This window comes from Rhodococcus sp. AH-ZY2 (assembly GCF_030916465.1).
In the GTDB taxonomy this organism is placed as follows: Bacteria; Actinomycetota; Actinomycetes; order Mycobacteriales; family Mycobacteriaceae; genus Rhodococcus; species Rhodococcus ruber.
Genome location: NZ_CP126458.1, coordinates 4,239,443 through 4,253,359, shown reverse-complemented (window position 1 = coordinate 4,253,359; position 13,917 = coordinate 4,239,443). Strand labels below are relative to the sequence as shown.

At 67.1% G+C, this 13,917-nt stretch carries 14 protein-coding genes; 5 read left to right on the top strand and 9 right to left on the bottom strand.

Going from position 1 to position 13,917, the window contains the following annotated elements; genetic code table 11:
- Nucleotides 1-5: 5 nt before the first annotated feature.
- Nucleotides 6-1,193, bottom strand: a complete 1,188-nt coding sequence (locus tag QNA09_RS20405; protein WP_308072048.1) for a flavin reductase family protein — start codon at nt 1,191-1,193, stop codon at nt 6-8.
- A gap of 56 nt (nt 1,194-1,249) precedes the next feature.
- Nucleotides 1,250-2,680 (bottom strand): MFS transporter, encoded by a 1,431-nt coding sequence (locus tag QNA09_RS20400; RefSeq protein WP_026137766.1) that lies wholly within the window; start codon nt 2,678-2,680, stop codon nt 1,250-1,252.
- A 165-nt stretch (nt 2,681-2,845) separates the two neighbouring features.
- On the opposite strand from QNA09_RS20400, the gene QNA09_RS20395 reads away from it, so the two are divergent.
- The 3 genes from QNA09_RS20395 to QNA09_RS20385 all read left to right on the top strand — a co-directional run bounded on the left by QNA09_RS20395 (nt 2,846) and on the right by QNA09_RS20385 (nt 5,280).
- Nucleotides 2,846-4,144: an amidase gene (locus QNA09_RS20395; RefSeq protein WP_017680779.1), complete on the top strand. Its 1,299-nt coding sequence runs from the start codon at nt 2,846-2,848 to the stop codon at nt 4,142-4,144.
- A gap of 100 nt (nt 4,145-4,244) precedes the next feature.
- Nucleotides 4,245-4,541, top strand: a complete 297-nt coding sequence (locus tag QNA09_RS20390) for a hypothetical protein (RefSeq protein ID WP_010593636.1) — start codon at nt 4,245-4,247, stop codon at nt 4,539-4,541.
- An 88-nt stretch (nt 4,542-4,629) separates the two neighbouring features.
- Nucleotides 4,630-5,280: a response regulator transcription factor gene (locus tag QNA09_RS20385; protein WP_010593635.1), complete on the top strand. Its 651-nt coding sequence runs from the start codon at nt 4,630-4,632 to the stop codon at nt 5,278-5,280.
- On the opposite strand, the gene QNA09_RS20380 is transcribed toward QNA09_RS20385, so the two are convergent.
- From QNA09_RS20380 to QNA09_RS20350, 7 genes are all read right to left on the bottom strand, one after another.
- Nucleotides 5,274-6,224 carry a PDR/VanB family oxidoreductase gene (locus QNA09_RS20380; protein WP_010593634.1) on the bottom strand — a complete coding sequence of 317 codons (951 nt, stop codon included), beginning with the start codon at nt 6,222-6,224 and terminating at the stop codon, nt 5,274-5,276. The two genes, QNA09_RS20385 and QNA09_RS20380, sit on opposite strands and share 7 nt — an antisense overlap.
- A 70-nt stretch (nt 6,225-6,294) precedes the next feature.
- Entirely contained in the window at nt 6,295-7,053 is a 759-nt protein-coding gene (locus QNA09_RS20375; protein WP_210063064.1) for an SDR family NAD(P)-dependent oxidoreductase, read from the bottom strand.
- A 9-nt stretch (nt 7,054-7,062) separates the two neighbouring features.
- Nucleotides 7,063-7,566, bottom strand: coding sequence for an aromatic-ring-hydroxylating dioxygenase subunit beta (locus tag QNA09_RS20370; RefSeq protein ID WP_010593632.1), 504 nt, complete (start codon nt 7,564-7,566; stop codon nt 7,063-7,065).
- A complete protein-coding gene (locus QNA09_RS20365) occupies nt 7,559-8,839 on the bottom strand; it encodes a Rieske 2Fe-2S domain-containing protein (protein ID WP_010593631.1) in 1,281 nt (426 codons plus the stop codon). The genes QNA09_RS20370 and QNA09_RS20365 overlap by 8 nt, the downstream gene beginning before the upstream one ends.
- Nucleotides 8,836-9,372, bottom strand: a complete 537-nt coding sequence (locus QNA09_RS20360) for a nuclear transport factor 2 family protein (RefSeq protein ID WP_010593630.1) — start codon at nt 9,370-9,372, stop codon at nt 8,836-8,838. Before QNA09_RS20360 ends, QNA09_RS20365 begins: the two co-directional genes overlap by 4 nt.
- Before the next feature lie 3 nt (nt 9,373-9,375).
- Nucleotides 9,376-9,738 (bottom strand): hypothetical protein, encoded by a 363-nt coding sequence (locus QNA09_RS20355; protein ID WP_010593629.1) that lies wholly within the window; start codon nt 9,736-9,738, stop codon nt 9,376-9,378.
- A gap of 53 nt (nt 9,739-9,791) precedes the next feature.
- Entirely contained in the window at nt 9,792-10,976 is a 1,185-nt protein-coding gene (locus QNA09_RS20350; protein WP_010593628.1) for an acyl-CoA dehydrogenase family protein, read from the bottom strand.
- A 154-nt stretch (nt 10,977-11,130) separates the two neighbouring features.
- Here QNA09_RS20350 and QNA09_RS20345 point away from each other — a divergent pair, with 154 nt between their 5' ends.
- Both QNA09_RS20345 and QNA09_RS20340 read left to right on the top strand, forming a co-directional pair.
- Entirely contained in the window at nt 11,131-12,612 is a 1,482-nt protein-coding gene (locus tag QNA09_RS20345) for a PAS domain S-box protein (protein WP_308072047.1), read from the top strand.
- A gap of 30 nt (nt 12,613-12,642) precedes the next feature.
- A complete protein-coding gene (locus QNA09_RS20340; protein WP_010593626.1) occupies nt 12,643-13,875 on the top strand; it encodes a cation:proton antiporter in 1,233 nt (410 codons plus the stop codon).
- Nucleotides 13,876-13,917 lie beyond the last annotated feature (42 nt).

Sequence of the window (13,917 nt, the reverse complement as noted above, 5' to 3'; positions counted from 1 at the left end):
ACGGATTACCTGTCGGAACCGCCCCCGAGTTCGAGGATGTCGACAACCTCCTCGGCCCGGGCGATCCACTCCCGTACTCGCGTCCCGGAAACCCGGCGGGGAAGCTGCCCCAAACGCAGCGTGCGCGTGTAGCCGCCCGCTCGGTCGCGAACCGGCAGTACGACGGAACCGATGTCGTAGGTTTCCTCTTCCTCGAGGTCGCGCAAGGTGTAGTCGACCGCCGATTCGACCACGCGCTCCCGGATGTTCCGCTCCTGGGCCGGGGTCAGTCTCCCGTTCGCATAACGGTGGGTGGCGTCGCGCATCCCTTCGTATGCGGCTCCGCCTTCCCGAGGAAGGAACGACAGCAGGAACCCGTGGGCGCGGACGAAGTCGAGACGGTCCCGGTAGAGCTGCCTCCCCGGCTCCTCGACGCCGCGGGCCTTGGCGAGCCACCGCTCCTGATCTTCCGGCGGGAGATCGAACACGAGCGAGTCACCGATCGGGGGCACGATCGGAACTCGCTGCGCCAGGCCGTTCTCCGGATCGATTCCGGGAGCCGACGCCGAGAGTACCGTTGCCATCTCGTCCCGACCCACCGCGGTGTAGACCGTGACCTCGCAGCCGATGTCGTGCGCGAGGTCCTCGACGGCCGTCCGGGCGCAGTCCGCCTCCTGGATCTCCGACAGCAGCCGGTGCTCCAGCCGAGCCAGCAACGAGGTTCCGACGAAGCTCCCGTAACCGCCCTGGAAGAAGATCAGCGGGGCCACCGGGTTGGTGACGGCCATGTCCGCCACAGCGCACAGGACGATCCAGTGATCGCCCGCCTCCACCGTGTCGGTGATGCGGGTGTCGATCCATGCCACCGAGTCCGCCAGCACCGGATCCCCCGACGGGGACGGGAACCAGTCGATTCCGTCGAACTTGTTCTCCCAGCGCCGGGCGAGGGCGGAGACCAGTTCCTCCTGCTCACCGCCCACGATGTTGATGCACAGCGACGCGCACTCCCGCAGCTTGGCGAACGTCTTCGACGTCTTCATCGGCATGAAGGAGACGAGGGGCGGATCGAGAGACACCGACCCGAAGGTCCCGACCACCAGCGCCAGCAGTTCGCCGTTGTCCGCACGGCCGGTCACGACGGCCACACCGGTCGGGTAGTGCCCCATCACCTCCCGGAAGAGCCCTCGGTCGACCGGGGTCGCGATATCCGTCATTGCGGTCCTCCTGATCTCGGGGACGGGATGGCTCCGGCGTGCATCGAGATGCCGGTTCAATGCTTGACGTACTCGGACTGCAGTTTCCGGCCGAGGCTCTCGGGCCGGAGGAACAGGATGCAGAGCACGCCGCCGACGAGGAGGATGATGCCGGTGATGGTGAATGCCTGGTGCACACCGACCGCCATGTTCGTCGCCATCTCGGGAGCCAGTGTGCTGCCGGCAGCGGGCGAGACATAACCGGCGCGGGCCATCAGCCAGCCCACGAGCGTCGGGGAGACGATGGCACCGATCGAGGCCACGCCGCCGAGCGTGGCCATGAGAATCGGCCGCTGCTTGGCGCCGACCGCATAAGCGATCGCAGAGGCGGTCATCGGGTACGCGAGGCTGCAGCCGGCGGCGAGGCACAGCAGGGCGACGGCCGGCACACCCGACGTCGTCTGGACCAGGATGAAGCAGATTCCGGCCACCAGCGCTGCGATACCGAACGGGACCGCGATCGCGCGATGCGCGTTGTGGCCGTGCTTCATCAACCGGTGGCCGAGGAAGCCGAGCAGCAGCAGCACGCCGGCTCCGAGGATCCAGGGAATGGTGGTGACGGTGCCTACCTGAGGAAGTGACAGGCCGACCACGGTGCCGAGGTACTGGGGCAACCAGGTCGTGACGAAACCCTGGACCCAGAAGTTGGAGGCCCCTCCGATCACCGCGGCGAGGAAGGTCATGCTGAGCAGCGCACGCCAGACGACGACAGGCTTCTGCTCGTCCACATCGGCCGTGGCGACCTCCGCGGTGCGGTCCGCCGGCTTCCGGTCGCCGGTACGGGCGTCGGCGCGATTCTGCTTGCCGTGCCCGGCGAACGGACCGTCGTCGGCGATCAGGAGCCAGGCGACGACCCACACGAATCCGACGATGCCGAGGACGCCGAAGGCCCAGCGCCAACCCCAGGCGACGATCACCCAGGCGAGGGCAGGCGCGGCGATGACCGGTCCCAGGGTCGAGCCGGCAGCAACCAAGTTGGACGGCAATGCGCGACGACGCGGCTCGAACCACGAATGAGCCGAGGTGAGGGACATCGCCGTCGCGGGGCCTTCAGCGCCGCCGAGGACGATGCGGGTCATCAGCAGCACCGCAGCACCGCCACCGAGGAGCATCGGGAACTGCATGACCGCCCAGACGACGCCCATCGTGAGGATGATCCACTTGACCGAGAATCTGGCAGCCAGGAAACCCGTGATCACGGAGACCACTGCGTAGAGGAAGAAGAACGCACTGCCGATGAATCCGAACTCGACGGCGGAGATTCCGAGATCGGGCATGGCCTCGGAGGCCACCAGGCCTAGTACGGCCTTGTCGGCGAAGGCCACGATCTGGAAGAGGACGAGCAGCGCCGTCACTATCCACGCCTTGCGGTTCATCCTGTGGAAGTCGATCCTCTTCTCCCCGTTTTCCGGGGAGGCGGAGACATCGGGCGCCACGGTCGAAGCCATGAGCAGCCACCTTTCCTAGCGAGCCGCGGATGCTGAATCCGTCGGCGAGTCGACAGTGGTTCAGAAGCTATTTCCACGCATCCCTACTGCGGTAGGAGGGAAACCTTTACTGTCGGCTCCCGCCGTGTTCACCCAGAATGAAGGGGTCGAGACCGGAGGAGGACTATGAGCACGCGCGCGTCGGACCTGTCCCTGGGTGAGCAGGTCGGGGCTGTCCGAACCGGGTCGGTGACGGCCGAGGACCTTGCTACGCAGGTCAGACGAGCGATCGAGCTGCGGGAACCGGAACTCGGTGCGTGGGTGTGCCTGTCGTCGACGATTGCGGAGCAGGCCCGTGCCGTCGACCGGGACCCCGGCTCTGCACCGTTGGCCGGGCTGTCCGTCGGAGTCAAGGACCTCATCGACGTCGCCGGGATGCCGACGCGCGGCGGTTCCGCAGTGACCTCCCCGAATCTGGTCGGCACCGACGCCGCCTGCGTGAGCCGCCTGCGTTCCCTCGGTGCGATCGTCCAGGGCAAGACCGTGACGACGGAGTTCGGCTACTTCACCCCCGGGCCCACCCGCAACCCGCACGCCCTCGGTCACACCCCCGGCGGGTCCTCCAGTGGCTCTGCTGCGGCCGTCGCAGCGGGGACCGTGCCCCTCGCGCTCGGCACCCAGACGGCCGGCTCGCTGACCCGGCCGGCCTCGTACTGCGGAGCCGCCGGCATGGTTCTCGCGCACGGCACCACGGACATGTCCGGCATCACCGGTCTGAGCGAGTCACTGGACGCCCTCGGCCTGCTGACCCGGTCCGTGTCCGATCTTCGCTTCGTGCACAACGCATTCAGCGGCCACGGGCACTCGGAGGTCCCGGCTCCGGAGCCGGTGACTCGGGGCCTGGTCTGGAACGCCGGTGCCCTCCACCCCGTGGAGCCCCCAATGTCGGCGTTGCTGGAACATGTGCCCGCCCTGTTGGAGGAGATCGGGGTGAAGGCCGAGCCTCTCGACTGGGACGATCATGTCCAGACCTTGTCCGAGGACCACGTCACCGTCATGTCGTACGAAGCCGCGCGGGCGCGGGCCCACGAATTCGACGAACACGCGGGTGCACTGAGCGCGCCGATCCGGGATCTGCTGGAGAACGGCCGCAGGATCGCCGGAACCGAGTATTCCGCGGCCCTGACCCGTCGGGACCGCTCCCGGGAACTGCTGGACGCGATTCTGGCCTCCGATCCGATCATCGTCGGCCCTGCAGCGCTGGGACCGGCCCCGCTCGGTCTGTCCGCAACCGGGTCGCCGATACTCAGCCGCCCGTGGCAGCTGCTCGGATTGCCGGTCGTGGTCGTGCCAGGTGCCCGCACGTCCGCGGGACTGCCACTGGGTCTTCAGATCGTCGGGCTACCGGGGCACGAGGACCGGCTGCTCGCCGTGGGCGAGAAGCTCGAAGTGCTCCTTCGCGAACTGCCGGAGATTGCCGTCTGAGCCGGCAAGCTCGCTCGGCTCGGTGAAATCTGCTCGCTCGGCTCGGTGAATCTGCTCGCTCGGCTCGGTGAATCTGCTCGCTCGGTAGAAAGGACCGCTCATGCTCGAGCCCCGCCCGACCAACCATCACAGGATGTTCCTCACCTGCTACGAGGACACCTTCGACCGCGGTTGGCACCACGTCGATCTGTTCGTCCACGACGAGTACGGCCGTGAGGTCAACTGGGTCCACTGGACAGTGGAGGCCGACGGCCCGGAGGCGGCCGACGAGTCGGTTCGCAGAGAGGAACCGCTCCTGCGACGGACCACGGAGTGGCAGCACCGGGTGAGCGCCGCGGGAATGGACTATTGGACTGCCGATGCCTGCTGGGACGACGCTCCGGCGGACGTTGCGTGAACCGGTCGTTCCCGCCCGGCGGGGGCGGGGACAATGTCGGGAGTCGGGGAGAAGCCCTGGCTCCCGAATTCGGAGGTGGTGACGAGCCATGGTGGAAAGCGCGGAAGACCTCCGAGCCGAGACGACGGTGTACGTGGTCGACGACGACTTCGAAGTATGCGAATCCGTCGACTGGTTGCTGGAGAGCATCGGGATCAGACCGGTGGTCTGCCACAGCGGCGAGCAGTTCCTCGACGCCTACGACGGCAGCCGGCCGGCCTGCATCGTCCTCGACGTGCGCATGCCCCGTATGAGCGGGACGCGGTTGCAGGAGAAGCTCAACGAGTTCGCGCCGCACGTCGCGATCATCTTCGTCTCCGCCCACGGTGACATCCGGATGTCCGTCTCCACCCTGAAGGCGGGTGCTCTGGATTTCCTCGAGAAGCCCTACGATCCGCAACGGCTGTTGGACGCCGTGCAGGCCGGGGTGGAGAAGGCCCGCCTCCGTTTCACCGATCACGTACTGCGAGAATCGGTGCGGAGCAAGGTCTCGTCCCTCACCCCGCGCGAGCGCCAGATCCTGGCCCTGGTGGTCGAAGGTCTGCCCAGCCAGAACATCGCCCGGAAACTCGGCATGAGCGTGAAGACCGTCGACGTCCACCGCGCTCGCATCAAGAGCAAGACCGACGCCGACAGCATCAGCACCCTCGTACGGGACGTGCTCCGGTACGGGGTGGACGTGCCGGTGGAGGATCAGTAGTAGTCCAGCACCAGGCGCTCGCCGGCGGCCCGCGACACGCAGACCGCCATGACCTCGCCGGACTCCTTCTCGGACCGCGTGAGAACGTTGTCCCGGTGGACCGGAGTCCCTGCGACCACCTGCATGATGCAGGTACCGCAGATGCCCTCCTGGCAGGACGTGTCGACGTCGCAGCCGTTCTCCTGGAGCACCTCGACGATGCTCCGGTCGGCCGGGACCCGATAGGTCTCCCCTTCCAGTTCCACCTCGAACGCGGAGTTCTCGGATGCGTCCGGCTGTTCCGTCGCGTGGAAGTTCTCGAGGTGGATCGATCCGGCCGGGACGTGCCGGCTCGCGAGCGCAACGACCTTGGTCATGAACCCGTCGGGTCCGCACGTGTAGACGTGGGTTCCGGGATCCGTTCCCGCAAAAATGGTTCCGAGAATCTCGTCCTGCTCGTCCCGGCCCACCCCGAGATGGGCATGGAGCTTGTCCGGGCAGCGCTCGCGCAGCAGCGGCAGGAAGGCGGCTTCCGTCTCGCTGCGGGCGAAGTAGTGCAGTTCGAAGCTGATGCCGTGGACGTCCATGTAGCGTGCCATGCTCAGCATCGGCGTGATGCCGATGCCGGCCGCGACCAGGACGTGGTGCGTGGCGTCCGCCGCGATGCTCAGCAGATTCCGTGGCGGGCTGATCCGGAGAGCGTCGCCCACCCGCAGCTCGTGGAGGGCCGCTGAACCCCCGCGGGAGTTCTCCTCGCGCTTGACCGCGAACGCGAACGAATCCTGCGCATCGGGTGTGCTGAAGAGCGAGTACTGACGGGTGATCGAGGTGGGCCCGACGACGTCGATGTGCGCACCCGGCCGGTACGTACCCAGTGGCGACCCATCGGTCTTCGTCAGCGTGAACGATCTGACGGTGGGTGATTCCTGAACGATCTCGGCGACGGTGACGTCGATGAGTGCCATGTCCGTTTCTCCTCGTGAATTTCTCCGGACGGAAGTGCCGACCGGACCCTCCCGGGCAGGAGGATTCCGGTCAGCGCAGATACAGTCCGCCGTTGACGTCCCAGCAGGCGCCCGTGACGAAGTAGGCGTCGTCCGAGGTGAGCAGCCCGACCATGTCGGCCACGAACGACGGATTTCCCAAGCGTCCCACGGGGATCCCGGCGACGATGCCTTCGAGTCTGTCGGGGGGCACCGTCGCGCGCACGACCGGGAGGTCGTGCGGGCCGGGAGAGATCGCGTTGACGGTCACTCCCCGGCCCGCCAGCTCGCGCGCGAAGACCTTGGTGGTGGTCAGGATCGCTCCCTTGGAGGCCGCGTAGTGGCCCCCGGTCGCCGTCCCGCCGTTCTGTCCGGCGAGCGACGCCATGTTGACGATCCGTCCGAAGCCCCGCTCGGCCATGGCCGCACCGAACACCTGGCAACCGAAGAAGATGCTGTTCACGTTCGTCGTGAGGACGCTCGTGAAGTCCGCCTCCGCCAGGTTCATCAGATCCGCTGCCTGCGTGACGGCGGCATTGTTGACGACGATCGTGGGGACGCCCCAGATCTGCCGGCAGGTCGCCAGCGCTTCCTCGAATCCGTCCTTGCGGCTGACGTCGAGCTCGAGGCCACGTGCGGTCGACCCGTCGCGTGACAACTCCGCTGCGAGGGCTTCGACACCGGCCGTGTCGATGTCGGTGAGCAGTACCCTCCTACCGTCGGTGTGGAGTTTCCGGGCGATCGCCGCACCCATACCTCCGGCCGCGCCGGTGACGACGGCGATGCCGGGTCCGGTGGACTGAGAGATCACATCGGCCCCCTACAGCAGGTAACCCGAGGCGCTGACCGCGTCCTCGCTGTCGATGAGCCGAACGACCTTGAGGGCGATCGCGTCCCTGTCCTCTCCGAGAGCGATCCGGTGGGTCAGCTCGGCACCGACGGTCGTGAACTCGTTGCGCTTGAACGCATTGAGGATCTGGGCCGACCGGAGGGTGACCGACGTGTCGGTGACGTCCTCCACGGTGAACCGCGAGACGATCCGCACGGTCCGGGCCGCGGCCACCGCAGAAGGCGAATAGCCCTGCATCATCCGCTCGACGCGCAGGTGCCGCATGCGCTTGTCGTCGTAGACCATGTTCAGGCCTGCGGCGAAGTCGTCGGTGTGCGGATCGATGGGAATCACGTAGTGAGCGTCGTCCGTGTACATCTGCTCCCAGGTCCGATAGTCCTTGGCATCGAGGACCTGTGCTTCCTTCCAGACGAGCTCGATCGCGCGGAGGGTGCGGGAGTCCGTCAGGGTCGACATCGTCAGGGCCTCAGTCATTGCTCATCATCTTCTTCCACATCGCGTAGGCCTCCCGCATGCCCGTCTCGTCGGTGACATGTGAGGTGGGCCAGCCTTCTTCGGTCGTGTACTCGCGTCCCTCGCCGCGGTTGACGAGGATCGGCATGTTCGGATTGCCGCCGGCCCCGATCTGCACCCGGATCCACCCCTCGGCGTCGTCGGGGCTGCCGAAACCGAACGGGCCCTGGAAGTGCTCGTGGATCCTCAGCCGCTCGCGGTTGATGCTCTCGGGTCCGCCGTCCATTCCCAGTGCCATGTGCCAGATCTCGGTCTCGTCGACGGAGAGGGGGATGAGGACGCGGAAGAACGACGACGACATCGCGACGTTCGGGAAAGTGTTGAGATTGAAGCCGCAACCGTGCATGGACCGCATGTAGCGACGGATCCGTTCGGGGCTTTCTCCCGCGGCGGCGAGCTCGTCGACCAGGTGCTGGAACCGAGGCTGGATTTCCTCGCTGCCGTCGTCGATGTCGAGATCCGCGTGGGCTGCGGCCATGATCGCGACGCTGTGTCCGTTGCCGAGGGCGTGGGTCTCGGCCGTGGGGTCGTCCATGAACGACATCATGTCCGCCGTCTCGGCGTCGACCGAGGCCATCCACGACTTGTGCACCATCGGGAAGTGGTAGCCGTCCGTGGTGTTCTCGAGCTGGATCTTCCAGTTCCCCTTGAAACGGAACTTGTGAACTCCGATCACCTTGGTCGGAAATCCGTTGCTCTGCTTGAAGAAGCGCTCCATCCAGATCTTCGCGTCCCCCAGGAAGTCCTCGAGGGGTTCGATGTCCGGGTCGAATGTTGCCCAGATCATTCCCAGGTAGCTCTCGGTACGCAGGGTCTGGAGCGGGAAGTCCTTCTTGTCGACGACGCCCTCGTATCCGTCCGGGTAGGGAATGCCACGAAGGCGTCCGTCGAGTGCGTAGGACCAGTTGTGGTACGGGCACGTGAAGCCGTTGGCCTTACCGCTGCGCTGATCGCAGACCGTCGCACCGCGATGCCGGCACCGGTTCAGCAGGGTGTTGAAGTTGCCCTTGCGATCCCGGGTCACGATGACCGGCTGATCCCCGACCTGGGTGGTCTTGAACGAACCCGCTTCCGGGATCTCGCTCTCGTGTGCCACCCACACCCAGGTCTTGTAGAAGATCCTCTTCATCTCCTCCTGGAAGATGTCCGGGTCGGTGTACAGCCGGCCCGCGACCCGGTCCTTCGCGACGAGGTCCGCGTAGGTGCGTGCGGTGGGTTCTTCTGTCGTCGTCATGTCATCCTTCGTTCGTGAGGTCGGGCGGTCGCCCCGGATAGGTGGGCCATCGCGTCGGTCGGCAGCGGCGCGGCGAACATCCGCCGGGTGCGGAATCGGCTCATGCGGGCCGCCGTCCGTCCGGATGCCCGGTCCAGGTCGAAGTCGATCGTGAGCCGGGCGCAGAGAAGTTCGGCCGTTCCCGTCGGATGGAGCGAGAACTGCTGCATGATCCACCGTCCGCTCGCACGGTTGCCGTCGAGACGGATCTGCTCGCTGCCGAGGAGGTGCACGTTGCGGAGGAAGTGGTCGGCCGGCGGCAGGTACCGGGACACGAGAGTGACGACTTCGTCTCGCCCACGGGCGATTCCGAACTTGTCGGCGTACTCCGGACCCAGCCCTTCCCACGTCGCGTCGTCGGTGAACAGGACGCCGAGCTGCTCCGGGCTCTGCAGAGGTCCGGGCACATCGCACAGGTCCAGGTAGCGAGCGATGCAGTCACGGACGGCGTCCTTCGCCTCGACGACCTCGAGGCGCTGGTCGGTGCCGGTCACGGGTCAGACCGCGACGTCCGCGCGGATCGTCAGTTCCCGGCCCATGCGGGCCTCGATCTTGAAGTACTTCCACAGGGCGTACTCGCCGATCATCGTCGTCCGCAACAAGTTGCACGCCGCCCGGACGGTTTCCTGGTCCTTCACGTCGGCCAGGACGTAGCAGGTCCAAGGCCAGCCGTCGGACGGGCCGACCATGTGGGCGTCGTCGTCGAAGGTGCCGATGACCTGGACGCCGTCCATGTTCGCGAGAGCCGAGAGCATGGTGGAGATGCCGACCCACACCGGGCCGATCTCCGCCTTCGGCAGGTCGAAGAAGTTCTGGTTGTTGCCGATGCAGAACAGGGTGCGCAACGGTTCGGCGGTCATGGGCGTCCTTTCGCGGGGAAGGCAGGAACTGGTCTCGAACGGTCGTGTCCCGGTCAGGGGAAGCTGGGAATGCCGGGGTCGAGGCCCAGCAGGACGGCTCCGGCCGCCTCGAAGGTGTTGGTCTGAAGCATGGCGTGCTGGGCCGGGACGAGAGCGTCCCGCAGGTAGCGCTGCAGCGGGTGGCTCTCGTAGATCGCCCCGGTGCCGGCCAGGTCGAACGCGGCGAGCACGACATTGCGGCCGACGTGGGCGGCCTGGGTCGCTCCCAGGCGGAGCAGGGCCGTATGTTCGGCGGTGATCTCGTCGCCGCGGACCGCCAGATCCCACACCTCGTCGGTGATCTCGTAGAAGAAGGCCCGAGCGGAGCGGAGATCGGCCTCGGCGCGGGCCAGCCCGGTCTTGTACGCGGGACGGTTTCCCTTGCTGTCACCGCCGGTGATGCTGGATCGCACCGCCCCGACCTCGTGGGCGTAGTCGAGAGCCCCCCGTGCGGCACCGAGAGTCACCACCGCCAGCACCTGGGCCGCGTAGGCGAGCGTCGGATACCGGGTGAGCGGCTCGTCGATTCGGGGAGCACCGCCGCGGACGAACGTCATCTCCTCGGGGACGAAGAGTCTGTCGGCCTTCACTGCGTGTGATCCCGTCGCCTTCATGCCTGCGACGTCCCAGTTCTCCACTATCTCGACGTCGGCGGGGTCGACGAGGGCGGTCAGCGGCTTGCCGTTCGTTTCCGGACCGCCGGCGAGGCCGATGCCGAGGATGTCGGCGCCCAGGCATCCGCTGGCGAACTGCCAGAGGCCGCTGCACAGGTAGCCGCCGTCCACCTTCTCGGCCTTCTGCATGGGGAACAGCCCGCCCGCATAGGCGACGTCCGGGCCGTCGGAGTAGATCTTCTCCTGGGTTTCGACCGGCAGGGCCGCGAAGTACACGAGTGAGGACCCGAAACTTGCCACCCAGCCGGTGGCCGGATCCACCGCGGAGATCCGCTCGACCTGCTTCATGAAGGAGGCGGGGGCCATCGGTTCGCCGCCGAACTGTGCGGGGGTCGACGCGCGGTAGAGCCCGGCGCGCTTGAGGAGCGCGACGAAGTCCCTCGGTACGAATCGTTGCCGGTTGAACTCGTCGCGCCGGTCCCGCAGCACGGCGAGAGCGTCCTCGAAGGCCTTCTCCCGCGCGGGGCCCGCTGTCGCGGCCCGCACTGGATTCATCGTGCTCCGGATCGCCATCGTCGTCTCCATCCACCTCGTCGTGTCGCGCTGAGGAGAACGCTAGGAAAGGTTCGGACGAGGCGGTATCGGGATTTCCTCCGCCGGTCGTAAAGCAATCCCCTATGGTCGATCCGCCGATCGTGGGTCGACAATGAACCGTCACGGCACCCGGAAGTGAGGATCGATGTTCCCGACAGGCCGCGACTTCCAGGAGATGGTGGAGAAGACGGAGACGGGGATCCTCATCCACGAGGCGGCGTCGAAGAACATCCTCTGGGCCAACCCGGCTGCGTGCCGGATGTTCGGTTTCACGCTCGAGGAGCTGCGACCGCTGAAGGCCCACCACATGAGCAGCCAGGAGCGTCAGTACCGGCGCTCGGTCGGGGTGGCGTGGCTGCAGGACGCCGTCGTACGTGGTTCGAGCCGCAGACAATGGAAGTACCGGACCAAGGACGGGCAGGACTTCCTGGCCGATGCGGTCGCCTCACGCCTGACGTTCCAGGACGGGCAGGTCGTGATGGTCGAGTTCCGCAACATCGCGGAAGAGGTGGAGCTGCAGGAGGAACTCAGCTGGGTGTCACAGTCGCTGCAGCGCATCATGACGCACACGTCGGCGGGCATCGTGGTGCTCGACGAGACGAACTGCATCGAAGACATCTCGCCGCTCGCGGCCCGGCTGTTCGGCAGAACCCCGGACGAACTGTCCGGGGTGTATCTCGAGGATTTGGGCCGTTGTGAGCCCCGGCTGACCGCCGAGCCCGTCGTGGCCAAACTGGACGCGGCGGCAGGACCGGTGGGCATCATGCAGGAGATCGAGAAGAGCGACGGGACGACGACCTGGTTGTCCGGCTTCCTCGAGGCCGTGGTGCACGACGGAATGACGTCACGGGTGCTGACGATTTGTGACGTCACGGATCGTGTGGAGTGGGAACGCCGTCATGCCTACCAGGAGGCCAACCTCCAGTACCTCAGCCGGTACAACGCAATGGGGGACATGGCCATGATCCTCGCTCACGAACTCGGGCAGCCCCTCGCGGCCTCGACGAACTACCTGAGCGGCCTCAAGGCACGGATCTCCGATGGATCCCTCGACCCCGAGGCCCTGAGCTACGGGCTGGACAGGATGGAGAAGCAGCTCGGCCGGGCGGCGGAGATCGTGTCCTCCGTGAAGCGCTATGTGCGGCGGATCGAGAGCACCAAGGCCGCCATCGACCTCAACGAGACGGTCGACGAGAGCCTGTACTTCGTTCGGCTGCGGGCAGCCGAACGGGGGGTGCACATTTCGCTCGACAGGTCCCGTTCGCCGTTGCCCGTGGTAGGGGAGAGCGTGCTGATCGGGCAGGTGGTGATCAACCTCTGCTTCAACGCGATCGACGAGATCGTGTTGCCCTCGACCGCCGTCAAGGAGCTCACCGTCCGGACCGCTCGGCGTGGAGAGTGGGCCTGTGTCTCCGTTTTCGACCAGGGACGGGGCATGGATGATGCCTCGGGAAACCGGCTGGCCTCCGGGGCGTTCTCGGCCAAGCAGGACAGTTCCGGCATCGGTCTGATCATCTCGGAGCACATCGTCGAGCGACACGGGGGCAGCATCCGCTATCTGCCCAACGACCCGCACGGCACCGAAGTCCGGATGTGCCTGCCCCTCTCCGAATCCGGAGAGGATTGACGGTGCCGTTCTCCGGGCAACACTGCACGCATGAGCATCGACATCGTTCTCGCCACCGTCGGGGTGCTGGGGGTCGGTGTGGCGGCGTTGTCGGCGAAGATGCGCCGCCTGCCGCTGTCCGAACCCCTGCTCGGACTGGCAGCGGGTGTGCTGCTCGGACCGTACGTGCTCGATGTGCTGTCCCTACCGCCGCTGACGGCCGAGCACGGGTTGTTGCACGAGGCGAGCCGGATACTGCTGGCGGTATCGGTGATGGCGGTGGCGCTGCGGTATCCGATGGCGGACGTGCTCCGGCAATGGCGTCCCGTCGCCGTGTTGCTGGCCGTAGCGATGCCGGTGATGGCGGCCGTCACCGCCGGGTTGGGGTGGGCGTTGCTGTCCATGCCCCTGGCCACGGCCGTGTTGCTGGGCGCGGCCCTGTGCCCGACGGACCCGGTTCTCGCCTCGAATGTCGTCACCGGAGAGGCGGCCGAGGAGGATCTGCCCGCCCGGAACCGGCAGGTCCTCTCGCTCGAGTCCGGGGCGAACGACGGTCTGGCGTTGCCACTGGTGCTGGCCGCGGTCGCCGTCGCCGGAGGCATGGGAGCGGGCACGGCGGCACTGGAGTCGCTGTGGCAGGTGGCCGGGGCCGTGCTGATGGGGGCCGCGAGCGGATGGGCCGGTGGCCGGGCCCTGCGCTGGGGTGAAAGGTACGGGGCGACGGATCCGGCGCCGGCCCTGTTCTTCACCGTCGTGCTCGCGCTGGGAATTCTGGGTGTCGCCGGGTTGATCCATGTCGACGGGGTGCTGGCGGTGTTCGTCGGCGGGCTGGCATTCAACCTCACCAGTACCGGCAGCGAGCGGACGGCAGAGGTGCCGATCGACGAGGCGATCAACCGCTTTGCGGTGTTGCCGCTGTTCGTCCTGCTGGGGGCGGCGCTGCCCTGGCCGCAGTGGGCCGAGCTGGGCTGGGCGGGGGTTGGTCTCGTGGTGGCGGTGCTGGCGTTGCGCCGGGTGCCGGTTCTGCTGTTGCTGCGCCGTCCGCTGCGCTTGTCGATGCCGGATGCTCTGTATCTGGGCTGGTTCGGTCCCATCGGGGTGTCGGCGCTGTTCTACCTGACGCTCGAAGCGGAGCGGATGGGTGCGGACGAGACGGTGCTGGCGGCGGGGTCGCTGGTGCTGGCGGCGAGCACGGTGATCTTCGGTGTCACCGCGGTGGCCGGCCGGGTGCTGTACCGGCGGGCCACGGCTCCGGCGGCGCGGTCCCCCGAGCGGCACCGGTGAGCGCCGCCCCGGTTCCGAGTGTGATTGCCGGGCCGTTCCCGG